This is a genomic window from Pseudomonas sp. TE24901 (genome assembly GCF_054058375.1).
Map to the genome: position 1 here is coordinate 158973 of NZ_JBSSAF010000012.1, position 24715 is coordinate 183687.

Genomic DNA, 24715 nt, shown 5'->3' on the forward strand with positions numbered 1-24715 from the left:
TTAACGTTGCCACTGGGCGCGTTTGAGCGACCAGACAAAGTCCAGTTTGTGGTAACCGACGAACTCGGCGGCCGGCAACTCGGCGGTGGGGTAGACGATGCCGCCCTGTTGCTTCAGGGCGAAATTGAAGTAGCCCTGCTTGGGTGAGTACGCCGCCGTGCCGTGGCAGGCAAAACACGATGATTCGCTCTGGAACGCCGACTCCAGTTGGGAGTTGGCCAGCAGGGTGGGGTTGGTTTCCGACTGCACGCCGATCAACTCGTACTGCGCCAGCGTCGGGTTGGCGGCCTGGAAACTGCTGTTCACCGGTTGCGCCGCCGCAGTCGGGCCGGTGCTGTTGGTCATGGGCGTGGCCGGCGTCGCGTTGGTCACTGTGTACTTGCTGTTGTTGACGTTTTCAAAGGTGGTCCAGACCCAGTTGGGGTTCAGCTTGTTGATCACGTGCAAACCGCTCAACGCGGCGTAGCCCACCTGGTACGTATCGCCTTGCTGGTAGTAGGCCTGGGCGATGTAGTAACCGTCGTTGGCCAGTTGCTGTTGATAGGTGGCGTCGCTGCCGATCCACAGCCAGGCGGCCTTGAGCTCCCAGGCGGTGGAGGGGAAGTTCAGGTCGCTGGTCAGCGCCGCCTGACCGTTCACGTTGTAGACGTTCTGCTGGACGATGTAATTGAACGTGTCCTGGCCCATCAACAGCTGAAAGCGCACGGCCTGGCCTTTCTCGGCTGCCGGCACCTGGCCGCCCATTTGCAGGATCAGCCCGTCCACCTGCTGCGTGGCGTTGAGGTTGTGAAACAGACGGCTGGTGTTCATGCCCAGCGCTTTGGCCTGCGTGAGCACGGCGGCGGGTACCGGCACGCGCTGGGCGTACGGCAGCGGTTGGGCACCGTTTTTCAGGTAGACCTGGTCTGACGGTTTCAGGGTTTCCCAGACCCGGTCCGGGCTTTGGGCGGCCGTGGGTTGGTTGAGGCAGGCGAACCAGTTCCAGGCCAGGGTCTCGGGGCTTTGGGTGAAGAGGGTTCGGGTGGCATTGAGGTTGCCTCCAAACTGCAGGAAGTTGCTGCAATCGAAGGTGCTGGGGGCCTGGGCCTGGGCCAATCCGGCCAGTGCACTCAGGACAGTGATTGATAAGGCTCGCCGCATGGAAGCTCCTTGGCTGTGGCCAGTTTGGTGTGTGGGCGCCCCAGGAAGTGTTCCAGGAGCAGTTGCTTGACTGCCGTCGCCGCAAGCTGCTGCGGCAACGCCAGGTCGCAATTGGTGATCAGCAACGGGCCGTCCTGCACGCTGCTCGGCAGGCGGCCATGGCTGCCACGGACCAGGCGGGTGTCCAGCGGGATCAGGTCCATGTAGTAGCGAAAGCCGAGTTTTTTCTGCAGCAGGCGGCGCGCCACTTTCAGCCGGGGGAAGCGGATGGCCGGATCGACAAACAGCTCCAGCGGGTCGTAGCCGGGCTTGCGGTGGATGTCCACGGTGCGCGCGAAGTCCGGTGCCTTGCGATCATCCAGCCAGTAGTAGTAATCGAACCAATACCCGGCGGCGGCCACCGCCACCAGCTCACCGCTGCGCGGGTGGTCCAGTTGCCAGGCGCATTGTTCGGTTTTATCCAGCACCTGCTCAATGCCCGGCTGGCGCTGCAACAGCGCTTTGACGTGGGGAATGTCCTGCGCCTGCTTCACATAGACATGCGCGATTTGATGGTCGGCCACCGCGAACGCCGCACTGGCACCGGCGTCGAGCAGCTCCCAACTGAGGGACTGGCGCACCTGCAACAGGCCTTCGCTGCGCAGCACACGGTTGATCGAAATCGACTGCTCGACCGCTTCGATGCCGTACTCGGAGAGCACCATCACCGCCGCCCCCTGATCCTCGGCAAATGCCAGCAAACGCCCGACTTCCAGGTCGATGGCGCGCACTTCATCGGCAATCGAGGGGTGGTCGGGGCCCACGCGTTGCAGGCTGTAGTCCAAGTGAGGCAGGTAGATCAATTGCAGGTGCGGCCGATTGATCTGGAATTCGGCGATGGCGCAATCGACGATCCAGCGGCTGGAGCGAATACCTGCCGCTGGCCCCCAGAAACCGGGAAACGGAAACTCGCCGATCTGCTCTTCGATCTGGGCGTGCAGCTCGGGCGGCGACGAATACAGGCCGAACTGTTTGCGCCCATCGGCGGGGTAATGGGGGCGCGGGGTGATGGCGGCGTCCACGTCGGCATACATGTTGTACCACCAGAACAGCTGGCTGCAGCGAAACCCCGGCAGCGCGCGCTTGAGGGTGTGCCAGACCTTTTCACCCTGGATCAGCGCGTTGGGTTGCAGCCAGAATTTCACCTCGGCCTGATCGCGAAAGTACCAGCCGTTACCGACGATGCCGTGGGCCGATGGCGGTGCGCCGGTGAGGATCGAGGCTTGCACCGTCGATGTGACGGCCGGGAACACCGGTTGCAGGTGAGCCATCTGCGCGGTCTTGAGCAGCGCATTGATATGCGGCGTGGCCTCGCCGAGCAACGCGGGCGTCAGCCCCACCACATTGATCAGCAACAACGGTTGATCAGAGGGCATGGGCGTAAGCCTCCTGCACCGGGGAACGCAGCAGGTTGCGTTGGCGCAGCTGCGTCTCGACCCAGGTCAGCTCGGCGGCGATGCCCGCCAACTGGGCCTGCTCGGAGGCGGGCCTAAGCTCGGCGGGCAGCACGCCCCAGCTGTAGGTTTCCACCTCCAGCACCGGGCGGAACTCGGGATGGCCCGCCAGGTAATCGAAGGTTTGCGCCAATGCCACCTGGCTGCCGCTGAGTTCGGGCAGCAACAGGTGTTCGCTGAACAGCGGCACGTGGAAGTGAATGCGCAGCTCGCGAAAACTGTCGCAACCCGCCAGGGCGGCAGGCAAGTCCGGCCAGGCGACCACCCGGCCTTGCGCGTCGAGGGCTTTGACCTGATGCAGGTAGACCGCTTCGGCAAAGGTCGCCAGGGTGTCGAGTACCGGTTGGCGTTGCGCGTCGCCTTGCGACGGCAGGCGACAGATCATGGCGTTGGACAGCTGGATCTTGCCCACCGGTACCCGGGCCTGGCGCAGGCGGTCCAGGGACTGATAACAGTCTTCGAACATCACCGCCTGATGGCACACGTCAAAACACAGCGCCAGGTAGGCGTGGTTCGGGTCGGTCACGCGCCGCTGCTGGAAGAACGCGATGGCCTGCTCGGTGGTTTCCAGCACGCAGTCCGGTTCCATCTCCAGGCAGAACACGATCTTCTTGCCGGTTTCCCGGTGCAGGTCGGCGAGGGCAGCGGTGAGCCGGTTGAGGTGCTCTTCAGCCCGCCGTTGCAAGGCAGGCGTCCAGGTGGCGGCATAGCCCAGCGGCACGCTGGAAATCACGCCCTGGCGACAGCCGGGCGGCAAGGCTTCGGCGAGGATACGCGCCAGGTCCAGGCTGTAGTCCAGCCGCTGCGGGTCGGCCCAGTCCGGCAGGTAGACCTCGGCTTTCACCGCGCCCTGATGGAACTCACCGTAGGGAAAGCCGTTCAGCGAGGTCAGGCGCACGCCACTGGTGTGCAGCAGCTTGAGGAAGTGCGCCCGTGCCGAGGCGTCGCGCAATTGCTCGGCAGCGCGGGCGCAGATCCACAGGCCGCTGTCCTGTTCCAGCAACCCGCGCAGGCTGCGCACGCCCTGGAAATGCTGCGCGATGGACGCGCTGAGCCCGGCCAGGTCACGGGTGGGATGCACATTGCTGCAATAGCCGACCTGGGCGGCCGTCCAGCCACTGGCGGCACTCATTTGACCACCGGTTCCTGGCCGCGCAGGGCCGAGTTTTCCTGCCACTGCTTGCGCTGGTCGATGGGCAATGGGGTGCTGACCAGGGCCTTGTCCAACTGGCCGCTCTGGGCAAAGAAGTCCACGGGGTTGTGGAACAGCACCTGCTCGACCTGGGCTTCGCTGAAGCCTGCTGCCAGCATGGCCTGGCCGGTCTTGGGTACTTTGAGCGGGTCGCTGATGCCCCAGTCCGCCGCGCTGTTGACCACCATTTTTTCGGTGCCGTATTCCTTGAGCAGGGCCACCATGCGTTGCTCGGACATCTTGGTGTTGGGGTAGATCGAGTGGCCGCGCCAGCAGTCGCTATCGAGTACCAGGGGCAGGGTGAGTTCGTTGAGGTGGTCGATGATCACCAGGTGTTCGGCAATCCCCACTTCGCGGACCACTGCGAGGGTGCGCTTGGTGCCGCCGATTTTGTCGCGGTGCGGGGTGTGTACCAGCACCGGCAGGTTGAATTGCTTGGCCAGCTCCAGCTGCGCGGCGAGAAAGCGGTCTTCTTCGGGGGTGATGTCGTCATAGCCGATTTCGCCCACTGCCACCACGCCATCCTTGACCAGGTAGCGCGGCAGGATCTCCAGCACTTCATTGGCAATCGACAGGTCATTGGCTTCCTTGGGGTTCAGGCCGATGGTGCAGAAATGATGGATGCCGAACATGCTCGCGCGAAAGCGCTCCCACCCCAGCAGTGTGTCGAAATAGTCGACGAAACTGCCGACGCTGGTGCGCGCCTGGCCCTGCCAGAACGCAGGTTCGATCACCCCGGTAATGCCGGCGGCGGCCATGTTCTGGTAGTCGTCGGTGGTGCGGCTGACCATGTGGATATGCGGATCGAAGTACTTGAGCATGGTGAATCCTCGTCAAGGGAAAGGGGCTGGCGGTGGGGCTCAATTCAGGTAGGCCTGCCACTCCTGCGGCAGGCGCAGGCCGCCCAGGCGCTGGCGTTGCGCGGGGCTGAGCAGGTGGAAGGCAATGACGCGGGGCAGCCCGGGGGACACGGGGCGGTGGGCGGCCAGTTGCTCGTCCAGCAGGTCGAGGGCGAGCTGATTGAGCGTGACGCCCTGGCGTTGTTCCAGGCCGACCAGGCGCGTGATGTCCAGGCCCATGCCAAGGGCCTTGAGCACCAACTGGTGAAAGGCGCGCTCGGGGTAGTGCCGCGACGGGTAGGCAGTGTCCAGCGCCAGGGCGGCAAACACCTGGGGGTTGCTGGTGCGCCCGGCCTGGAGCGCCAGTTCCAGGCACACACCCTCGCTGTCGAGCCAGTCGAGCGCCTTGAGGGTGGCGACTTTTTCGTGGTCATCGCCCCATAGGAACAGCTGGCGCAGCAGCGCCGGGCGTTCGTCGACAGGTGCCTGTTCAAGTAGCTGGCTCAGCAACAAGGCACGTGCCCGGTCAACGACGGCGGCGTTCAGGTGGCGTTTGCATTGGCCGCTCAACAGCGCCGTTGTGGTCGCGCTTGGCTGTTGGGCCAGTTGCTCTTGTGCCTGCTGCCACCAGTGCAACTCGGCGGCATTCAGTTGCTGGGCCAGGGTGTGATGCTGTTCGGTGAGGCATTCGGGGCGCATGTTCATGTGGGTTTGATCCAGCGCTGAAAGTGGGGGAGCAGGAAAAACACCAGCACACACAGCAGGCTGCCCAACGGCTGGTCAGCCACCGCCAGCACCAGGGCATCGAACAGCGGTAACGCCGCCAGGCCCGCGCCGATAAACGCCCGCACCTGGCGGTGCTGGGGGTTGGCCAGGTGCTTGACGTAATGCCAGCCCAACCAGCCCAGCCACAGCGCCAGCACCGGCCAGAACCACAGGTTGTTGGAGTAGAGCGCCAGGGCCAGCGGGCTGAGCATCAGCAGCACCGGCAGGCGGCTGATCAGTCTGTTGCGGTGTTCCTGGCGGGCCAGGTAGGTCAGGCCGCTGATGTACACGCCCAGCAACATCGCGCAGAGCCAGATCGGCTCCGGTGGCACCGCCAGGCTGGCAGCGGCGGTGAGGTACAGCGCCGAGCGGCAGGCGCCCATCAACCACACGCTGTGAGCGTATTTCTTGTGCAGCAGGTTGTAGCCGAAGATGCAGCCCACCAGCAGCACCACGCCGCCGAGCAGCCAATGGGGCTGGTCAATCAACCGGCTCAGGCCCAGCACCGCCACGGCGGCCAGGGTCAGCAACAGTGCCGTGGCGCGCCCCACCTGTTGGCGGCTGGCCAGGCCCAGGGTGATCGGGCGTGGGTTGTGGTGTTGTGCGTCCCAATCGGCATCCAGCAAGTCGTTGAGCAGCATGCCGGCCAGGTACAGCAGCGACAGCGTGCACAGCAACAGCAGCCACACCAGCGACGACGGTGGCGCCAGGGCTCCGGCGCTGCTGGCGAGCAGGGCGGCAGCCAGGGTGTTGGTCCACACCGTGGGCAGGTTGGACACGCGGCCCAGGGTCAGCCAGGTTTTTACGTCGGCCTGGCTCATCTGGCGTAGCCCTCGTGCAGGGGCAAGGGGCGCGCGCTGCTGGCCATCAGGCGTTGCAGGGCGGCTTCCATGTGCGCGTCATCGATCTCGTGCAGGTCCACCGACTGGCCGATCCGGTTGAGCATGGGGATCGACAGCTGCCCACCCAGGTGCTGGCGGAATTCTTCCAGGCCGAGCAATACCTGCGAGCGACCTTGGCTGTCCTTGAGGCCCAGTTCCGCCGGGCATAGGTTGAAGCCCAGGGTGCGCAGCAGGTTCATCACCCGTTCACTGTCGGCATCGCTCAACAGCCCCAGGGCGTTGGCGTACAGGCCATCCAGGGCCATGCCCACGGCAACCGCTTCGCCATGGCGCAAGCGGTGGTGGCTGAGGTTTTCCAGCTTGTGCGCGGCCCAGTGCCCGTAGTCCAGCGGCCGGCCATTGCCGCGTTCGAACGGGTCGCCGGCACCGGTGATGTGCCCCAGGTGCAATTCGGCGCAGCGGCGAATCGCGTAGCGGCTGGCGCTGTGTTCGAAGTGGGCGAGGGCGTCGGCGTGCTGTTCCATCCATTCGAAGAAGGCCTGGTCCTTGATCAGTGCCACCTTGACCGCCTCGGCGAGGCCGGCGATCTGGTCACGGCGTGTCAGGCTGGTGAGCAGTTGGAAGTCATTGATCACGGCGGTGGCGGGGTAGAAGGCACCCAGCAGGTTCTTCTGGCCGAAGGCGTTGATGCCATTTTTCACGCCGATACCGGCGTCATTCTGGGCCAGTACCGTGCTGGGCAGGCGGATCAGGCGGATGCCTCGGTGGAACGTGGCACAGGCGTAGCCCACGGCGTCCAGCACCGCGCCACCGCCCAGGGCCAGCACGTAGCAGTGCCGATCCAGGCCGTGGTTCAACATGTCGCGGTAGAGCTGTTCGAGCACCTGGGCGGTCTTGCTCAACTCACCGGCCGGCACTGCGACAGGGGCCGTTTGCAGGTGCAGGTCGTCATGGGCGGCGAAATACGCGTCGATCTGCTCACCCAATTGCGGAGCGCTTTGCAGCAACTGGGCGTCGGCAAACACCATCACCGTCACCGGGCCCGCGTGGTGAGCGGTGAGCTGGCCGTGCAGGCACGGGTTGAGTGGGTCGAACAGGTGATCGGTGAACACCACCGGGTAGTCGTAGCTCACCTCGAAGCGCCCGTGCAGCGGTTGATCCTTGGCGGGTTTGCGCAGGGTCTTGAGCAGGCTGTAGCCAGCGACGAACAGCAGCGGCAACACCATGCTGGCGAGCACCGTCACCAGCAGCGCGTTCTGTTCGATCAGGAAGGTGCCGATGGCCGTGTAGGCCAGCGCCAGCCCGGCGTTGGCCAGGGTGGTGATCAGCAAAAACGCCCGCAGCGGATAGCGTTGCATGCCGGCCGCGACCACCGAGGTTTCCGCCAGCACCGGCACGCCACGCAGGCAGATCAACGACAGCGTGCCCAAGCGATACCCCAACTGCCCCGGCCGGCGCTGATGCAGGCCCAGGCGGCTGGACAACAACCGGAAATACCCGGCCCCCAACGCATACCCCAAGCCGGCGCCCAGGCACAGCCCGATAAAGATCACCAAGTAACCGCCCAGGCTGCCGAACAGCGCCACCGCCAGCAGCGCCACCACGCTCGACGGCACCGGCAGCACCACGTCCAGCGCGAGCAGGGCGACCAGCAACAGGGCGAGGTTGAGTGTTTGCGCGGGCGTCGAAGGTTGGTACAGGTTCAGGTGCGCGAGGAAGTCTTGGATCTGTTGCTCGAACAACAGGAAGCTGGCGATGACCAGGCCGCAAAAGCACAGCAACGACAGCCAGAAATGATCGACTGGCCCCTTTTTCGAGAACGCACGGTACCACTGGCTGCGCTTCATCAAAGCATCCCTTCTGAGAGTTAAGACTTAAGTTCCGTGTCTTGAGTTAAAGCAGCGTCTGGTCTTTTTTCAGTGCAATAAAATCCCTCGCCCGGCAGGGTGGTTTTATCAATAGTGGCTGATGGCTTTTACGGTATTCATGAACGTAGACGGTTGTGGTTGTTTTGCAAGCGGGTGCAGTAAGGAGTTTCAAAAGGGACGTGTAGGCGAGGTTTTTTGCGCGCATTAATTCAATAATTACAATTAGTTGTATGGTCTTTCAGTGGGCGTCAAGAAGCCGTTGGCAGCGGGGTTGGAAAGTGCCGGTTTAATTGCAATGTTGTTGCCTGTGGCGCGTGATTTATTGCGGTTGGCTATAAGTAACGGGGAAGAGCTTAGTTGTCGAGAATGATTCCGCTTAAAGTAATGAGGTGGGGTTTACTTGGCCCGTTGTATGAAGCGAATACCTGTCACTAGTGACAGGTTTTTTGCTCGAACACAGAAGTGCGTGCCTAAAGTGGCGTAACAACACTGAAGCCACCCGACAGCGCGTCCCTCAGATAACTCACCAACACACTCACCGACTTCGGCACATGGGGCGAATACGGCCGGATCAAGTAGATCTCATCGGCAAACACCCCCTTGAGCGTCCAGTCCTTGAGCACCTGCACCAGCTTGCCGCTGGCCAGCGCGGCATGGGCGCTGAAATCCGGGAGCAGGGCGATGCCCAAGTGGTTGAGGGCCGAGTCGCGCAGGGCTTCGCTGTTGTTGGTGGCGAAGCTGCCGGCGATGGGCACGGTGAGGCGCTTGACCTTCTTGATGCCGCGCTCGAAGGTCCACGCCGGCTGATCGGTGCCGCGCGGGTAGAACAGGCAGTTATGCGCAGTAAGGTCGCCAGGCTCGCGGGGTTCGCCGTGGCGTTGCAGGTATTCCCGGGTCGCCACCAGCACCGAGGCGGTGTCGCACAGTTTCCAGGCCACGTGGGTTTCCGGTACCTGGAAGCCGTGCCGCACCGCCAGGTCATAGCCTTCGGCCGCCAGCGAGCTGAGCGCGTCGGACACGTCCAGCTGGATACGCACCTGCGGGTATTGCTGCAGGAACGCCGACAGGTGCGGCACCAGTTGCTGGCGGGCGAACGCCACCGGCGCCGTCAGGCGCACCAGGCCGCGAATCTCGCCTACCGAGTCACGCACCGACGAGAAACTGCGGGCGATGTGTTCGTAGGCGCTGCGCACTTCGCGGGTCAACGACAGGCCGGCATCCGTCAGCCGCACGCTGCGCGTGGTACGGGTGACCAGCCGGGTGCCGGTGGCTTTTTCCAGGTCGGAAATGCGCTGGCTGACCGCCGATTTGCTCACGCCCAGTCGCGCCGCCGCAGCGGTGTAGGTGCCTTGTTCTTCCAGCACCGACAGCCAGTGGATATGGGTCCAGAGCCCTTCGATCTCAGCTTTTTCCATGGGAGTATTGTTCGCATAGGTGGACAATAAGTTCTGGATTCTGCTCTGGTTTGGAACAAACCGAAAGCCTATCGTGGTTCCCATCGCTACCCACCTGGGAACCACTGCCATGACCACCACCATCGAGCACTACATCAACGACCAGCGCGTGTCCCGCGATGATCGTTATCAGGATGTCTTCAACCCGGCCACCGGCGAAAAGACCGGCCGCGTCGCGCTGGCCAGCCGCCAGACCGTGTCCGAAGCCGTCGCTGCCGCCCAGGCCGCGTTCGCCGGTTGGGCCGACACCCCGCCGATCCGGCGTGCCCGCGTGCTGTTCGAATACCTGCACCTGCTGCGTGAGCGCAAGGACGACCTGGCGCGCATCATCGTCGCCGAACACGGCAAGGTGTTCACCGACGCCCAGGGTGAAGTGGACCGTGGCATCGACATCCTCGAATTTGCCTGTGGCATTCCCAACCTGCTCAAGGGTGAGTTCTCCGACCAGGTTTCCCGTGGCATGGACAACTGGACCCTGCGCCAGCCGCTGGGAGTGGTGGCCGGTGTCACGCCGTTCAACTTCCCGGTGATGGTGCCGATGTGGATGTACCCGATCGCCATCGCGGCGGGCAACACCTTCATCCTCAAGCCAAGCCCGACCGATCCGAGTGCCTCGTTGTTCATGGCTGAACTGCTGCGCGAAGCCGGCCTGCCCAAAGGGGTGTTCAACGTGGTGCAGGGCGACAAGGAGTCGGTGGATGCACTGATCGAACACCCCGATGTCAAGGCGGTGAGCTTTGTCGGCTCCACGCCGATCGCCCAGTACATCTACGAGACCGGCGCCCGCCACGGCAAACGCGTGCAAGGCCTGGGCGGCGCGAAGAACCACATGGTGGTGATGCCCGACGCCGATATTGAAAAAACCGTCGACGCCTTGATGGGCGCGGCCTACGGCAGTGCCGGCGAACGTTGCATGGCCATTTCGGTGGCGGTGCTGGTGGGGGGTGTGGGTGACAAGGTCATCGCGGCTCTGACCGAGCGTGCCCAGCAACTGCGCATCACTGACGGCCGCGACCTGAAAGCCGAGATGGGACCGATCGTGTCCCGCGCCGCGCTGGAGCGCATCAGTGGCTATATCGAACAAGGCGTGCAAGCCGGTGCCAAACTGCTGCTCGACGGCCGTGACTATGTGCCTGCTGAAGCGGGCCTGGAAAATGGCTTCTGGCTCGGCGCGACGTTGTTCGACCACGTGACCAAAGACATGAGCATCTACCGCGAAGAGATCTTTGGCCCGGTGCTGGCGTGCGTGCGCGCTGCCGACTTCGCCGAAGCGGTGAAGCTGGTCAACGACCACGAGTTCGGCAACGGCGTGAGCTGCTTTACCCGCGACGGCAACATCGCCCGCGAGTTTGCACGGCGCATTGAAGTGGGCATGGTCGGCATCAACGTACCAATCCCGGTACCGATGGCCTGGCATGGTTTTGGTGGCTGGAAGAAGAGCCTGTTTGGCGACATGCATGCCTACGGCACCGAAGGCGTGCGCTTCTACACCAAGCAGAAATCGATCATGCAGCGGTGGTCAGAGAGTATCGAACAGGGTGCGGAGTTCGCGATGCCGGTATCGAAGTAACTCAATATTGTGCTGGATCCAATGTGGGAACGGACTTGTCCGTTCCCACATTTTTACTTGTGTTTCAGGAATTTGAGGATGTGGCCTAGGGTGTACTGTGAAAATAGCGTGTAACAACCGCCCTTCTTGTTTAAGGAACTCATTTACTTTCTGGGGCGACTTATACAGCGACTAATGTAAGGGTTGTTTCGTAATTTGAGTACGAAAAATTACAGCAGTCTATTCAAAAACCACTAATGCGGTGTTTGAACGGGAGCAGTGGACGCTCAATCCAAGTTTATATTCCGTGAATGAGTTGTTTAACTGTAGTCGCCTGAAGAAGGACGTCGCCCATGAATGTTTATTCTCCCTCCCTGCCGTCGGTTTCGCTACGTGGAGACAGCATCTCAAATGTCGCTCAATTGCGCCCCAGTTTCAGCCAGCTAGCTGGCGCGCCTGCGATCAGTGAACACACTGGTCCTGCGCCACTGGCGAATTATTATAATTCGGTTATTTATAATTCTGACTTCGCATTGCCACCTACCAAATATTACACGTTGTCACAACGAATGGAACTTATAAAAGCGTATTCCGAGCGAGTGGTGACGCATATAAAGAACATCGAAAGTGGCAGCGAAGGTGAACGTAATGTCAAGTTTCAGCAGATTCGTAAGTTTCTGGAGCCGGCGGGTTACTTCAGCGGCGGGCTGTTGGCGGCAGGTCGTGACCCTCATGAAAAGTTCACGGTGACCTTCCGCAGCTATACCGGACGAGGATCGCCAGATACATTGACCGGCACCGAAGAACGCACCTATTTTGCCTGGGAGATCGCAGCCGGTGCTCTTCAGCACGATAAGGTTCCGCGTGGTGGCCCGATCAATTTCCAATTTATGCATATCGAACCGAAAGATCGGAGCACGATCGACGAGCTTGAGTCGCTCGGCGACAGCCTCCAATCCCATTGGAAAGAGGACGTTGCCACGCCCATGCGCGACGCTTCGGGGGGATTGGCGAGTCGCTCAGGAAACGCGGACGCTTATGTCGTTCGTGGCACATTGCAAAGTCTGGTTAATAATAATGATGCCTCGGGACTTTTAAGTGCCGAAGGGCTGGCGGCGATCAACCGTACGCTGCAAAAAAATGGGCAAGTGATTATTCCAAATATCTATGGCTACCCTATGGCGGGGTATGCCTTTATTCCCTTTAGCGAATTTGATGGGAATTACGCGAACAGGCCCAACAAGGGCGTGATCATTGATTTGAAGAACGGTAGTGCGCGTGAAATTCACAGCGACGCTGATTTTGCCGACTGGGCGAAACACAACCGCGACAATATACTGAATAGTTTCAATGCCAGCGATAAGCAAGGCGGCAAAGATGCGCATTGGCCGAAAGCCGGCGATGTACTTGACACACTGATTGCAGGTAGCAATGCGACTTACCCTGGGTATCAAAACCTAGTCAAAGATAAAGAGGTGCCGGTAGGGGAAACCTTCAACTATACCGAATCGAGAGGGGGCGAATACCGGTTGAAATTCGGTGACCTGAATGCTGGTATTGCCGCCAAATTCCAGGAAGTGAATGCCAAAAATGCCCTCTGGTCTGACCAGACAGAAGTCTTTGGCTCCTCGCAGCAAGGTTGGAAAGCCGCGAAGGAACTGTGGAGTAATACGTTCGGTTACGTGCCTATCGTTGGCAACCTCGGCAACGTTGTATTTGGCATACACGATGCAATTGATGGCATGACCGCCGACGACCGAGTGGGTGGTGGTGCTGCGGCTGTTATCTCGGCTTTACAGTTGGCGCACGAAATTCTGCCAGTAGGCGGCGAGGTTGAACCGGGTGAACCGGTTCCGACGATCAACCGTTCCCAGACTGAGCAGTACACGTGGCGGCGCAGTTCGCGTACGAATGAAATTGAGCTACAAACCCTGCCAAAGTATAAAACTCTGGATGATGAAGCGCCGATTTCAAAACCGCACATGCCTGATGTAGTCCCGACGCCTGAGGGAACTACCTCTTTTTCGGGAATGCGCGAGGTCGAGATACGGGGTAATCATTATTTTGCCGCTGAGCACCCTGATGCAGGGGACGGTGTCCATTTTATATTGTATCTGCGAGACACTAAGAATCCGGAGAAATTGAGAAGCAGCTATATCATTGCTGGGCTTGATAAAAAGGGCGATTGGAAAGAACGCGGTATGGTCGGGGTCGACGGAATAAAAAGATACTTTTCAAAAAAACATTTGCAAGCGCGCGACTCCTTGGAGGAAGTTGCTGCTAACTATAAACAGCGATTACACCCACTCTCGGGTGAAGAGCAGCTAAAGCTTACTGAAAAATTTAAGAATCTTTTGGAGGGAAGTAATGCCGATCAGTACCCTTTGGTAGAGGGCTATGTTGAGGCAGGCTCAGATACAGTCAATGGACCTTTGCGATCGGGTAGAACCTCCCCAGAAATAGAAAATTTCTTTAAGGAATTCTACCAGATGACCGTATCTCAGGAAAAAGCCTACCGCTCAACGTTTGTCACTGCAGAAGCGGCAAAAAGGATCAAGGATAGTGTTGGCAAGGTATTGCAAGATTCCGGTGTGCAATCTGCCTCGACGACCCTGCAGGGTTTAGTTGATTTGGATGCCTGGGCGCAGACTGAACCAAACAAAGAAAAAGGTACGACCCAGAAAGTGGTTTATGTATTTGATGAGTCAGTACCCAAAATGAATTTGTCTACGAAAAAAATGCCGGATCATCTCGCAATAGGCCCTAATGAGTTTATGAAAGTTATGGCCGTCAAGGAGTCGGATGGAACCTTGTTTGTATATCTTTCGTCGCCTACCACGAAGCCAAAGATTGTTAACCATATCTTTGATGGGGAGATCGCTGATTGATTGGGTATGCGCCAAGCTCAGGCCCCTTCGAGGTTTTAGAGCGACTTCTGATAGCAAAAACTTGATATCACTTATCTGCCAGTAACTGTCCACATGCAGCATCGACATGCCCAGCGCACGTCGGTCTGCAGCGCTGGTTGGAAAGCATCGAGCAAAGCACTGAGTTCGTCATGCCGGTCTCCCAATAATCCGACGCCATCGTCCACTGTAGGAGCCGGCTTGCCGGCGATGGCACCCTTAAGATATGCACTCATATCAAGGGCCTCATCGCCGGCAAGCCGGCGCCTACAGTTGCGGTGTGACGCGCTTGATTGCTTGGGGCGATTGGCCGAATGCCCGCAAAAACGATCGACGCATCCGCTCCCGTTCGCCGAACCCGCATTCCCGGGCGATAACGTCCAGAGAGTAACGGCCTTCCTCCATCATGATCCGCGCCGCTTCAACCCGCAGGTGCTCGATGGCCTTGGCCGGCGATTGGCCGGTTTCTTCCTTGAAGATCCGGCTGAATTGGCGCGGGCTCAGGTGGGCGATCTCGGCCAGTTCTTCCACCGACAGCTCGGCATCCAGGTGTTCTTTCGCGTAGAGCAGCGTGCTCTGGATGCGGTCGGTTTTCGGGTCGAGGTCCAACAGCGTCGAAAACTGCGATTGCCCGCCCGAACGACGGTGGTGCACGACCATTTTTTTGGCAACACTGCGCGCGATCTCGGTGCCCAAATCCTTCTCTACAATCGCCAGCGCAAGGTCGATGCCGGCGGTCATGCCGGCCGAGGTCCACAGCGCGCCGTCGATCACGAAGATGCGGTCTTCTTCCATCCGCACGCCGGGGTAGGCGTCGCGAAACGCCCGGGCGTGGGCCCAGTGGGTGGTCGCACGCCGGCCTTCCAGCAAGCCCGCCTGGGCGAGCACAAAGGCGCCGGTGCACACCGCGGTGATGCGCTGTGAAGTGGCGTTGCGCAAGTAGTCGAGCAGTCCTGGCGACACATCGTCCAGGCGGTTATTGCCGATCACGACCAGTGTGTCGTAGTGCGCGCCCTTGAATGACTGCGACTCCATGCCGAAGCCCAGGGAGGAGTGCACGATGCCGCCGTGTTCCGACACCACCGTCAGCGTATAGGGCGCACCGTGCAGGTCATTCGCCGTTTCGAAGACTGCTGAAACAGCAAGCCCCAGTACCTGGAAGCCCGGGTAGATCACAAGGCCGATGGTTTTCATTACATGTACCGCTCTCTGGGAAGGCGTGTCCTAAAAAGGTGTATATACGACATTTGTGACGTACAGGGGAAGCCGTACGATCAATCACCGAAGTTTGTCGGCTCATTTTCCTGGAGACACCTCATGAGTACTGTAGCGTCCAAGGGCACGGCCCTTATCACAGGTTCTTCCACCGGTATCGGCGCGGTCTATGCCGACCGTCTGGCCAAGCGTGGCTATGACCTGATCCTGGTGGCCCGTAACGCCGAGCGCCTGGATACCCTGGCGGCCAGGCTGCGCGCCGACACCGGGCGTAGTGTCACCACGCTGGTCGCCGACCTGAACGACAAGACCGCCTTGGCGAAGGTCGAGGCCGTGCTGCGGGAAGACGCGAGCATCAGCGTGCTGGTCAACAATGCCGGGGTGGGCTCGGTGGCGTCCGTGCTCGACGGCGATGTGGAAACGATGGACGCCATGATCGGCCTGAACATCACCGCCCTCACGCGGCTGACTTACGCGGTGGCGCCGGCCTTTGTGGCGCGAGGCAGCGGTACGATCATTAATATCGCGTCGGTGGTGGGCATTGCGGTGGAGATGCTCAACGGTGTCTACAGCGCCTCGAAGTCCTACGTGTTGAGTTTCGGCCACGCCTTGCAACGCGACCTCGGCGACAAGGGCGTGCGCATCCAGAGCGTGCTGCCAGGTGCAACCGCCACCGAGTTCTGGGACGTGGCCGGCTATGCGCCGCAGAAGGAGAGCCCGATCACCATGTCGGCCAGCGACCTGGTGGACGCCGCATTGGCAGGGCTGGACCTGGGCGAGCGCGTCACCATTCCTGGGCTGCATGAAGGCCAGGCGTGGGACGAGTGGGAGGCCGGGCGCCGCGCGATCTCGGGCAAGTTCGGCAACGCCAGGCCTGCGGCACGCTACCTCAAATAACCCCATCTCCCCTGTAGGAGCCGGCAAGCCAGCTCCTACAGAGGCAATGTGGCGTACAACATTCATGGCTGGCAGGAAAAATCCTACGATTTGCAGGGATCAGTCCTACGCCACCATTCAATCCCAGTGCCCATCATTCACCTTCCTCAATGATTGAAGGACGATCGACGTTCTCTCGCGTGTTGCACCCATCGAACAGCAGGGAAAGCCGACTGCCGCTTTGTGTTGTAGAAAGGAAACCTATGTCTAGCGCATTAGTGGTGGACGACCACCCCTTTATCCGTTCCTCGGTCAAAATGCTGCTGGCCAGTGCTGGCTTTACCGTCATCGCCGAGGCCGGCGATGGGGTTGAAGCGATTCGCCGCGTTCGCGAAAACGCGCCGGATCTGATCATTCTTGAACTCACCTTGCCCAGGCTCGACGGGCTGGAGCTGATTGCAAAGGTCACAGGGGCGAATGGCCCCAGCAAGGCCCTCGTGTTGACCTCCCAGCCAGCGCTGCTCTATTGCGCGCGTTGCATGAAGGCAGGGGCGGCGGGGTTTGTCTCCAAATGCAACGAGTTGAGTGAACTGGTCAAGGCGGTCGAAGCGGTGATGAACGGCTACACGTACTTTCCCGACCTGGCCAGCAATACCGTGCGGCGCAGCGATACCCAGCGTTCAGACCATGACCTGGTGCAACGCCTGTCCGACCGTGAGCTGAGCATCTTGAAGCAACTGGCCCTGGGCATGACCAACAAGCAGATCGGCGATGCCATGCTGATCAGCAACAAGACGGTCAGCACCTACAAGACCCGCCTGATCGAAAAACTCAACGTCAAGTCGGTGGTGTACCTGGCCGACTTTGCCAAGCGCAACAACCTGGTGTGAGTGAAAACATAATCCTGAGGAAATTTCCTACAAGTTGGTGGGAAATCGGCTGCGCGTTGGGTAATGGCGGCTTCCCATAATCGCGCTTCATCGGGCCTTGGTGCCCGAACCCGATCAACCGACAGGCTGATGGCAACTCCTGCCTGCAGTCATGCTCAGCAGGATTACACCCATGCAATTCCTATCAAGGCTCTTGTGTTACCTGGGGCTGTCAGCCCTGTCGATGGTTGCGATCCCCGCGCTGGCCTGCACCTGGACCTCGGGCGGCACGACGGCCAAGGCGCTGACGTACAACGCCGGCGCTGTCTTCTCACCACGCGACGTGCCGATCGGCACCACACTGAACAACCCGTCGCCGATCCGTGCGGTGAACTTCGGTGATCGGCTGCGGTGCGGTTCGTCGTCGATCTACAACGTGGCGCTGATCGGCCCGTTGGCCGCCGATATTCCCGTGGATTACCTCAACGTGCCCGCCAACGCGCTGTTGCAGACCAACGTGCCCGGGGTCGGCCTTGCGGTCTACATAACCGGCTTTGCCGCCGGTTGGCGCGGGCCGGCCGACAATCCGAACCGGTTTGTGCCGCTCAACCTGACCTATGCCTCGGGCACCATCGCCGAGATGCCTTCGGTGATGTTCCGCTACATGCTGGTCAAGACCGGTGATATTCCGGCCGGCACCCACAGCATCAACCAGTTGGTGGCCTCTGGCACGACGAACATCGGCCCCATGTTCGACCTGACGTTCACCGCCACCATCACCGTGGCGGGCTGTTCGATGCCGGCCGCACCCGGCAACCAGATCGATGTGCCCATGGGCACCTGGGAAAAACGCGTGTTCAACGGCAAGGACTCCACCACGCCCGCCACGCCGTTTGCCATCACGCTGAGTGCATGTATCGCGGGCAGCAACTACCCCAACAACGCCAACGGTTACTTCAATGGCAACTACGCCAACATCCAGATTGATGGCAACAAGACTTCCAGCATCGTGGATGCGGCCAACGGCATCCTGAGCCTGTCGAGCGACTCCACGGCCCAAGGCGTGGCCATCCAGGTGTTGCAGGCCAACGACGCGCCCATGAACCTGGGCCAACCGGTACGCCTCAATCGCATCGTCAACGGCACCACCACGGTGCCGCTCAAGGCGCGCTATATCCAGATCGGCGACGGGCCGACACCGATGCCGGGCACCGCCGATGGGCATGCGAGTTTCACCGTGACCTATCGCTGATCGTAGGAAATTTCCTACGAGTTGGCGGGATATCGGCTACGGGTTGGCTGATGACTGTTTTCGATAATCAGGTTTCACCTGGTTCTTGTGCCTGACCCCTCTGGTGAGGCCAAAGACCGTCCATGCCTGCAGTTACTCTTACGGGGACTTCAATCATGAAAGCACGTTCAATGCTCACCAGCGGCCTTGCCGCCGTCGCACTGGCGCTGGCGGCGACACCCGCCATGGCGGCCTGTACCTGGGCCTCCAACAACGGCACGCCCAAGCAACTGACGCTGGGCGCCGGTACGGTGTTCGCACCGCGGGATGTGCCAATTGGCACCACGCTCAACAACAACGCACCGATTCGCACGGTGCCTTTCAACGACCGCCTGGTGTGTGGCCTGGTCGCCCGTTACGCTACCACGCTGGTCGGGCCCGTTGTCACCGATGTCCCGGTGGATGTGGTGCGGGTGCCCGCCAGTTCGTTGCTGCAAACCAATGTGCCCGGCATCGGCCTGGCCATCTACATGACCGGGTTTGCTTCCGAGTGGAGAGGGTCGGCGGACAACCCCAGCCGGTTCATTCCGTTTGAGCTGAACATGAATATTTCCTATGCCGTCGCCGGCATGACCGGGGCCTTGATGCGCTATGCCCTGGTCAAGACCGGCGATATCCCGCCGGGCACCCATACCATCAATCAACTGGTGGCCACGGGCACGTCTGATCGGGGGCCGATTTTCGACCTGACCTTTACCGCCACGGTGACGGTCGCCGGCTGTTCGATGCCGGCTGCGCCGGGTAATCAGATCGATGTGCCGATGGGCACCTGGGAAAAGCGTGTGTTCAACGGCAAGCACTCCACCACGCCCGCCCAGCCGTTCGCCGTCACGCTGGACTCGTGCATCGCGGGCAGCAACTACCCGAACAACGGCAGCGGCTATTTCAACGGCAACTACGCCAATATCCAGGTCGACGGTAACAAGACCTCGACCATCCTGGACGCGGCCAATGGCGTCCTGAGCCTGTCGAGTGATTCCACCGCCCAGGGCGTGGCCATCCAGGTGCTGCAGGCCAACGACACGCCGCTGAACCTGGGCCAGCCGGTGCGCCTGACGCGCATCGTCAACGGCACCACCACGGTGCCGCTCAAGGCGCGCTACATCCAGACCGCCGACGGACCCACGCCCACCCCGGGGACCGCCAATGGCCACGCGAGTTTTTCCGTGACCTATCGCTGAGGTTTTCCAGCGCCACAACGCCAACGCCACAGGTGCATCGCGCCTGTGGCGTTGGCGTTTCTACAGCCCGGTGAAGGGTGCCTGCTCGTGGGAAATTTCCTACAGCTACGAGGACGTTTCCTACATAGGTGTACCCCTCCAACTTCCAATAATGACACCAGACGAAACGCGCTGACCCGCAGTCGGGTAGCCCCGTCGCTTTGTCTGGATGCCTGATGCAGGTGCACAGATACCCCCTCTCTTAACTGTGGATGTGATCATGAAAAAGTACGCTCTCAAAGGTTTGACCCTGGCCCTGGTTCTGGGCGGTGCATCGCAAGCGGCCATGGCCGCTGATGGCGAAATCAACTTCATCGGCAGCGTCACCGACAACACGTGCCCGGTGGTGGTGGCGGACCTCAACGGTGCGGCCGGCGCAGGTGACGTGACCCTGGGCAGCGTCCCGGCCACCTCCCTGGCCACCGCCGGTGCAGTCGCCGGTGGCGGTGCGTTCACCCTGACCATCGACACCACCGCGCCCGGCTGCAGCGTCAGCGGCAAGAAAGCCGTGGTCAAGTTCCTGTCCCTGAGCGGCAACGCTGGCGCCAGCGGCCAGTGGATCGGCCTGACCCCAGATCCGGGTGTGGCCACAAACGTCGCCGTACAGATCAAGGACGCCACCGGCAAGGACGTGCAGCTGGGCCTGGAGTCCTCGCCGTACCTGGACCTGACCCAACCGTTGCGCTTCACCGCCAACTACATCGCCACCGGTGCTGCGACCTCGGGCCCGGCCAACGCCAAGGCCGCGTTCACCGTCGACTACCAGTAAGCCCTGTGACACGCCCCAGCCCAGCCGGGTTGGGGCGCCAAGAGGATGACCGATATGAAACGTTTTGCGACCCCATTCAAAGCCACAGCGATGCTGGCCGTGCTGCTCGCCACGACGCTGGTTGGCACCGCAAGCCAGGCCGGTGTGATGCTCGGCGGCACGCGTATCGTGTTCGACGGCAGCAAGCGCGATGCGTCCATCAGCGTCGGCAACACCACCACACAGCCCTATGCGGTGCAGACCTGGATCAACACCGAGGCTGACGACAACACCAGCGCTACCCCCTTCGTGGCCACGCCGCCCCTGTTTCGCCTGGACCCGCGCAAAGAGCAGATGGTGCGCATCCAGAAAGTCCCAGGCGCGCTGCCGGAAGACCGCGAGTCGGTGTTCTACTTCAACGCCCAGGAAATCCCGGTGGCCGGCAAGGCCGACGAGAACACCCTGAAGATCGCCATGCGTACCCGCATCAAGCTGTTCTATCGCCCGGCCGGCCTCAAGGGCAACCCGCTGGACGCGTTGCCGCAACTGCGCTGGAGCCTCGCGCAGGAGCAGGGCAAGACGGTGCTGGTGGTCAACAACCCGTCGGCGTTTCACGTCTCCTTCATCGGCGTGAAGGTGTTGGCGGGTGCACAAACCGTGGAAGTCGAAGAGCCGAAGATGGTCGCGCCGATGAGCAGCCAGCGTTATGCCTTGCCCGGCTTCAGTGGCCGCGGCGGCGAGGTGATGTTCTCCGCCATCAATGACTACGGCGGCTACAGCGAACCGACCAAAGTCGCGCTGACCAGCACGCCCTGATCCCACTTTTCTTGTCCTTGCGAAGGTGCTCCCACGTTGCCCGCGCGGCAACGTGATGGCGGCCCATTGAGTATTGTCATGCGAATCGATGCCCTGAACCTCGACTGGTCTTCACTGCCGTTTGCCCCGCTGCGCCTGTCCGCCGCCATCCTGGCTGCGTTGATGGCCGGTGTGGCACAGGCCGATGACGCGGTGAAGTTTGACTCAAGCTTCATGCAATCCTTTGGCGGCACCGATGCTGGGCCGAACCTGGACCTGAACGCGATTGCCAACAGCGGCAGCCTCGGCCCTGGCACCTACCCGGTGCTCATTCGCCTGAACCAGAGCTTTTTTGATCGCCGCGACATGACCTTCACCCAGGACGAAAAAACCGGTGAAGTGCGGGCGTGCCTGTCGGCAGCGTTTCTCACTGAGCTGGGGGTCAAGCTGGATGCCTTCCAGGTGCCCGGCGAAACCCTGCCCGAGTGCATCGACCTCGCGGCGCTGGTGGACGGCGCTGCGGTCAGCTTCGACGCCAACCACTTGGCCCTCGACATCAGCGTGCCGCAGATCGCCCTGCGCCGTGACGCGGCCGGCTACGTGGCGCCGCAGGAGTGGGACAACGGGATCAACGCTGCGATGCTCAACTATCAGTTCTCGGCGGCCCAGACCCAATCCGACGCGCGGGGCAGCGGCACGCAATACAACCTCTACAGCAATGGCGGTTTCAACCTGGGCGACTGGCGCTTTCGCACCAGTTCGTCGTTCCGCCAGGACGAGGAGGGCAAGCAGGATTGGCAGCGCAGTAACACCTACGCACAACGGGACGTGACGGCCATGAAAGGCACGCTGACCGTGGGCGAAAGCTTCACGCCGGGCGATGTGTTCGACAGCATTCCGTTTCGCGGTGTGCAGTTGGCCTCGGACATGGGCATGTTGCCGGACTCGATGCAGGGCTATGCGCCGATCATCCGCGGTATCGCTGAAACCCAGGCCAAGGTCGAAGTGCGCCAGAACGGCTACTCGCTGTACACCACCTATGTGGCGCCAGGCGCGTTCGAGATCGATGACCTCAACGCCGCCTCCGGCAGCGGTGACCTGGAAATCGTGATTACCGAGGCCGACGGCCGCGAACGACGTTTCACCCAGCCTTACGCGACCCTGGGCAACATGCTGCGCGAGAAGACCTGGCGCTACAGCATGACCGTCGGCGAGTACAACGCCGTCGACGGCGGCCAGCGCCCCTCGTTTGCGCAGGCCTCTCTGGCCTATGGCTTGCCGTTCGACCTGACGCTGTACGGCGGCCTGCTCGGCGCCAATTTCTACAACGCTGGCCTGGTCGGCATGGGCAAGAGCCTGGGCAGCCTGGGTGCGGTGTCGATGGACGTGACGGCAGCCAAGACCGAGGTGCCGCAGGCGTCCGGCAACCCGGCAGGCAAACAGAATGGCCAGAGTGTCAGCGTGCGCTACGGCAAGGCCTTCGAGACAGGCACTTCGGTGCGTTTCGCCGGCTATCGCTATTCCACCGAAGGCTACCGGGACTTTGACGAGGCCGTGCGCCTGCAAGAGCCCGACAGCTACTACAACCTGTCCCGACGCTCCAAGGTCGAGGCGAGCATCAACCAGGCGCTGGGCAGTGCCGGTTCGTTCTACTTGAACATGAGCCAGCAGAACTACTGGGGCTCATCGCGCCAGGACAAGCAGATGCAACTGGGTTTCAGCAGTCAGTACAAGGGCGTGACCTATGGCGCCTATGCCAGCAAGACCCTGACCGACAATTTCGGCCAGAACAATCAGGTGGTGTTGACCGTGTCGATGCCGATCGGCCAGACCCGCAGCACCGCCACCTATGCCGTCACGCGCAACACCGACGGCAGCCTGGACCAGCGCGCGGGCCTCAGTGGGCGCGATGGCGAGATGACTTACAACGTCAACGCCAACCGCTCGGACAACGCCGGCAATAACGGCTCGGCCCTGGTCGGCTACCGTGCGCCGTTTGCTCAGCTGGGCGCGGGTGTCAGCGTTGGCAGTGGTTACCGCCAGACGTCGGTGAGTGCCGCAGGTTCGGTGTTGGCCCACGGCGACGGCGTGGAGTTCGGGCAAAGCCTGGGCGAAACCGTGGCCCTGGTGGAGGTCAAGGACACGCCGAACGTGGGGGTGCTCAATGCCCCTGGCACCTTGACAAGCAAGAAGGGCTACGCGCTGGTGCCCTACGTGATGCCGTACCGCAAGAACCGTGTGGCGCTGGACACCAGCGAACTGGACAGCCAGGTGGACATCGAGGACGGCGTGACCAACGTGGTGCCGCGTCGCGGTGCCGTGGTCAAGGCGACATTCGCCGCCAGCCGTTCGGAGAAAGTCGTGGCCACGGTGCGCCTCGCCGACGGCGGCTTGCCACCGTTTGGCACTTCGGTGCTGGATGCCAAGGGCTTGAGTGTCGGCGTGGTCGGACAGGCCGGGCAGGTGTTGATGGCGGTGGGCGAAGGCACCCGGTTCAGCATGAAGTGGGGCGAAAAAGACGCGCAACGTTGCACGTTCGAATTGGATATCAGCAAGACCGAACCGGTGGATGGCTACCGTGTGATGGCGGCCACCTGTGCGGCGCCATGAGGTGCAATAGGACAAATCTGTGAGGGAAGCTGTGGGGAAAATTCCTACAGTCTGGGCGGAACGGGCTTACATTTCGGCTCAGGTATACATCGCATTATTTGCCCCGCACCAAAGATGGTTGAAGTTGTTGAATAACAATGATGTTGGCTGCACTTGACTGAATAACGAGAACACTCAAGTTGATGCTTGAGTTGTTTTAACGGATGAACGTTGTTTGGTGGGGGAACTTGTCGTGCCGCATTGTTGTGTATTCAGGATTCAGCGTCTTTGCGCAACCCACTATTAATAATCCAAGAGTTGTACTCATGAAAAAGCTTGTCGCTGTTACCGCCGCTACTGTTGTTATGGGTCTTGCTTCGTTCGCCAACGCTGCGACGCCTGCCACCGGCAACCCGGGCACTGTGCGCTTCATTGGTGAAATCGTTTCCGGCGCTTGCGGTATCGATGCCAACTCTCTGGACCAGACCGTGTCCCTGGGCCAAGTGCCGTCGAACCAGTTCAAGGCCATTGGTGATCGTTCGACGCCGACCAAGTTCGACATCGTTCTGACCGAGTGCGACACCTCCACCCAGAAGAACGCCCGCTTCACCTTCAGCGGCGTGCAAGACCCCGTGGTTCCGGGCCTGTTCGCCACCACCGGTCTGGCCCAGAACGTCGGCATCCGCCTGCAGGCCAGCGCTGGCGAAATGCTGGATAACGGCACTGAGCAAGTCGCACCGGTGGTGCTGCAAGACGGCAACAACACCGTCACCTTCGCCGCGATGTACGAAGCCACCGCGGCTTCCGTCACCACCGGTGAAGCCGACAGCGTTGCCAACTTCACCGTCGCCTACAACTGATACGTGCGCGGGTGAGTTCGTCCTTGATCTTGTAGTGAGCGGGCTCGCCCCGCGCCGCGACAGCCCGGGCCCCGAGTATCTCCAGTTGGAATGAGGTGCCTGGTCCGGCGCGGGGCAAGCCCGCTCACTACAAGTTTTGTCTATCGGTGTTCGTTGTTGGTGTTGTAACACTTTGGGGCGCAAGCCCCTTTTTTATTGTCTGAT

At 61.1% G+C, this 24715-nt stretch carries 19 protein-coding genes; 10 read left to right on the forward strand and 9 right to left on the reverse strand.

Translation table 11 applies throughout. From position 1 onward, the window contains the following. The 8 genes from ACVWVP_RS23450 to ACVWVP_RS23485 form a co-directional block, all read right to left on the reverse strand. On the reverse strand, window positions 1-1140 hold the full coding sequence (locus tag ACVWVP_RS23450; protein ID WP_457408316.1) for a hypothetical protein: 1140 nt from the start codon (window positions 1138-1140) through the stop codon (window positions 1-3). After that, entirely contained in the window at window positions 1110-2555 is a 1446-nt protein-coding gene (locus ACVWVP_RS23455) for an alkaline phosphatase family protein (protein WP_457408319.1), read from the reverse strand. Before ACVWVP_RS23455 ends, ACVWVP_RS23450 begins: the two co-directional genes overlap by 31 nt. Beyond that, complete coding sequence (gene eboE / locus ACVWVP_RS23460) at window positions 2545-3765, reverse strand: metabolite traffic protein EboE (RefSeq protein WP_457408322.1); 1221 nt, start codon at window positions 3763-3765, stop codon at window positions 2545-2547. Before eboE ends, ACVWVP_RS23455 begins: the two co-directional genes overlap by 11 nt. Then, entirely contained in the window at window positions 3762-4646 is an 885-nt protein-coding gene (locus ACVWVP_RS23465) for a TatD family hydrolase (protein WP_176997635.1), read from the reverse strand. The genes eboE and ACVWVP_RS23465 overlap by 4 nt, the downstream gene beginning before the upstream one ends. A 39-nt stretch (window positions 4647-4685) precedes the next feature. After that, the gene (locus tag ACVWVP_RS23470; RefSeq protein WP_457408325.1) at window positions 4686-5369 is read right to left on the reverse strand and encodes an EboA domain-containing protein; all 684 of its coding nucleotides are present in this window, start codon (window positions 5367-5369) and stop codon (window positions 4686-4688) included. After that, on the reverse strand, window positions 5366-6250 hold the full coding sequence (locus ACVWVP_RS23475; RefSeq protein ID WP_259174524.1) for a UbiA family prenyltransferase: 885 nt from the start codon (window positions 6248-6250) through the stop codon (window positions 5366-5368). Before ACVWVP_RS23475 ends, ACVWVP_RS23470 begins: the two co-directional genes overlap by 4 nt. Continuing rightward, a complete protein-coding gene (locus tag ACVWVP_RS23480; protein WP_178925903.1) occupies window positions 6247-8118 on the reverse strand; it encodes a 3-dehydroquinate synthase in 1872 nt (623 codons plus the stop codon). The genes ACVWVP_RS23475 and ACVWVP_RS23480 overlap by 4 nt, the downstream gene beginning before the upstream one ends. Before the next feature lie 491 nt (window positions 8119-8609). Next, a complete protein-coding gene (locus ACVWVP_RS23485) occupies window positions 8610-9554 on the reverse strand; it encodes a LysR family transcriptional regulator (protein ID WP_178925902.1) in 945 nt (314 codons plus the stop codon). A 109-nt stretch (window positions 9555-9663) separates the two neighbouring features. On the opposite strand from ACVWVP_RS23485, the gene ACVWVP_RS23490 reads away from it, so the two are divergent. Both ACVWVP_RS23490 and ACVWVP_RS23495 read left to right on the forward strand, forming a co-directional pair. Then, entirely contained in the window at window positions 9664-11163 is a 1500-nt protein-coding gene (locus ACVWVP_RS23490; RefSeq protein ID WP_457408328.1) for a CoA-acylating methylmalonate-semialdehyde dehydrogenase, read from the forward strand. 332 nt (window positions 11164-11495) lie between these two features. Then, entirely contained in the window at window positions 11496-14030 is a 2535-nt protein-coding gene (locus ACVWVP_RS23495; protein ID WP_457408329.1) for a hypothetical protein, read from the forward strand. A gap of 285 nt (window positions 14031-14315) precedes the next feature. Here the strand turns inward: ACVWVP_RS23495 and ACVWVP_RS23500 are convergent, their stop codons facing one another. After that, entirely contained in the window at window positions 14316-15242 is a 927-nt protein-coding gene (locus tag ACVWVP_RS23500) for a GlxA family transcriptional regulator (protein ID WP_457408330.1), read from the reverse strand. Window positions 15243-15365: 123 nt separating this feature from the next. On the opposite strand from ACVWVP_RS23500, the gene ACVWVP_RS23505 reads away from it, so the two are divergent. The 8 genes from ACVWVP_RS23505 to ACVWVP_RS23540 all read left to right on the forward strand — a co-directional run bounded on the left by ACVWVP_RS23505 (window position 15366) and on the right by ACVWVP_RS23540 (window position 24511). After that, the gene (locus tag ACVWVP_RS23505) at window positions 15366-16160 is read left to right on the forward strand and encodes an SDR family NAD(P)-dependent oxidoreductase (protein ID WP_178925897.1); all 795 of its coding nucleotides are present in this window, start codon (window positions 15366-15368) and stop codon (window positions 16158-16160) included. A gap of 242 nt (window positions 16161-16402) precedes the next feature. Further along, window positions 16403-17029 (forward strand): response regulator transcription factor, encoded by a 627-nt coding sequence (locus tag ACVWVP_RS23510; protein WP_178925896.1) that lies wholly within the window; start codon window positions 16403-16405, stop codon window positions 17027-17029. Between the two features lie 172 nt (window positions 17030-17201). Next, window positions 17202-18260, forward strand: coding sequence for a fimbrial protein (locus ACVWVP_RS23515; RefSeq protein ID WP_178925895.1), 1059 nt, complete (start codon window positions 17202-17204; stop codon window positions 18258-18260). Between the two features lie 155 nt (window positions 18261-18415). Then, window positions 18416-19480, forward strand: coding sequence for a fimbrial protein (locus ACVWVP_RS23520; protein ID WP_457408331.1), 1065 nt, complete (start codon window positions 18416-18418; stop codon window positions 19478-19480). A gap of 259 nt (window positions 19481-19739) precedes the next feature. Then, entirely contained in the window at window positions 19740-20288 is a 549-nt protein-coding gene (locus ACVWVP_RS23525) for a fimbrial protein (protein WP_178925894.1), read from the forward strand. A 54-nt stretch (window positions 20289-20342) separates the two neighbouring features. Beyond that, window positions 20343-21083, forward strand: a complete 741-nt coding sequence (locus ACVWVP_RS23530) for a fimbrial biogenesis chaperone (protein WP_178925893.1) — start codon at window positions 20343-20345, stop codon at window positions 21081-21083. Between the two features lie 78 nt (window positions 21084-21161). Continuing rightward, the gene (locus tag ACVWVP_RS23535; protein ID WP_457408332.1) at window positions 21162-23672 is read left to right on the forward strand and encodes a fimbria/pilus outer membrane usher protein; all 2511 of its coding nucleotides are present in this window, start codon (window positions 21162-21164) and stop codon (window positions 23670-23672) included. A 305-nt stretch (window positions 23673-23977) separates the two neighbouring features. Then, window positions 23978-24511, forward strand: a complete 534-nt coding sequence (locus tag ACVWVP_RS23540; RefSeq protein WP_176997650.1) for a fimbrial protein — start codon at window positions 23978-23980, stop codon at window positions 24509-24511. The last annotated feature ends 204 nt before the right edge of the window (window positions 24512-24715 follow it).

What these genes read in the sequence shown, in the direction of transcription:
- ACVWVP_RS23515 (WP_178925895.1), top strand. Translation starts at nt 17,202, where the DNA reads ATGCAATTCCTATCAAGGCTCTTGTGTTACCTGGGGCTGTCAGCCCTG.
- ACVWVP_RS23475 (WP_259174524.1), bottom strand. Translation starts at nt 6,250, where the DNA reads ATGAGCCAGGCCGACGTAAAAACCTGGCTGACCCTGGGCCGCGTGTCC.
- ACVWVP_RS23490 (WP_457408328.1), top strand. Translation starts at nt 9,664, where the DNA reads ATGACCACCACCATCGAGCACTACATCAACGACCAGCGCGTGTCCCGC.
- ACVWVP_RS23480 (WP_178925903.1), bottom strand. Translation starts at nt 8,118, where the DNA reads ATGAAGCGCAGCCAGTGGTACCGTGCGTTCTCGAAAAAGGGGCCAGTC.
- ACVWVP_RS23450 (WP_457408316.1), bottom strand. Translation starts at nt 1,140, where the DNA reads ATGCGGCGAGCCTTATCAATCACTGTCCTGAGTGCACTGGCCGGATTG.
- ACVWVP_RS23505 (WP_178925897.1), top strand. Translation starts at nt 15,366, where the DNA reads ATGAGTACTGTAGCGTCCAAGGGCACGGCCCTTATCACAGGTTCTTCC.
- ACVWVP_RS23535 (WP_457408332.1), top strand. Translation starts at nt 21,162, where the DNA reads ATGCGAATCGATGCCCTGAACCTCGACTGGTCTTCACTGCCGTTTGCC.
- eboE (WP_457408322.1), bottom strand. Translation starts at nt 3,765, where the DNA reads ATGAGTGCCGCCAGTGGCTGGACGGCCGCCCAGGTCGGCTATTGCAGC.
- ACVWVP_RS23485 (WP_178925902.1), bottom strand. Translation starts at nt 9,554, where the DNA reads ATGGAAAAAGCTGAGATCGAAGGGCTCTGGACCCATATCCACTGGCTG.
- ACVWVP_RS23455 (WP_457408319.1), bottom strand. Translation starts at nt 2,555, where the DNA reads ATGCCCTCTGATCAACCGTTGTTGCTGATCAATGTGGTGGGGCTGACG.
- ACVWVP_RS23465 (WP_176997635.1), bottom strand. Translation starts at nt 4,646, where the DNA reads ATGCTCAAGTACTTCGATCCGCATATCCACATGGTCAGCCGCACCACC.
- ACVWVP_RS23510 (WP_178925896.1), top strand. Translation starts at nt 16,403, where the DNA reads ATGTCTAGCGCATTAGTGGTGGACGACCACCCCTTTATCCGTTCCTCG.
- ACVWVP_RS23495 (WP_457408329.1), top strand. Translation starts at nt 11,496, where the DNA reads ATGAATGTTTATTCTCCCTCCCTGCCGTCGGTTTCGCTACGTGGAGAC.
- ACVWVP_RS23500 (WP_457408330.1), bottom strand. Translation starts at nt 15,242, where the DNA reads ATGAAAACCATCGGCCTTGTGATCTACCCGGGCTTCCAGGTACTGGGG.
- ACVWVP_RS23525 (WP_178925894.1), top strand. Translation starts at nt 19,740, where the DNA reads ATGAAAAAGTACGCTCTCAAAGGTTTGACCCTGGCCCTGGTTCTGGGC.
- ACVWVP_RS23540 (WP_176997650.1), top strand. Translation starts at nt 23,978, where the DNA reads ATGAAAAAGCTTGTCGCTGTTACCGCCGCTACTGTTGTTATGGGTCTT.
- ACVWVP_RS23520 (WP_457408331.1), top strand. Translation starts at nt 18,416, where the DNA reads ATGAAAGCACGTTCAATGCTCACCAGCGGCCTTGCCGCCGTCGCACTG.
- ACVWVP_RS23530 (WP_178925893.1), top strand. Translation starts at nt 20,343, where the DNA reads ATGAAACGTTTTGCGACCCCATTCAAAGCCACAGCGATGCTGGCCGTG.
- ACVWVP_RS23470 (WP_457408325.1), bottom strand. Translation starts at nt 5,369, where the DNA reads ATGAACATGCGCCCCGAATGCCTCACCGAACAGCATCACACCCTGGCC.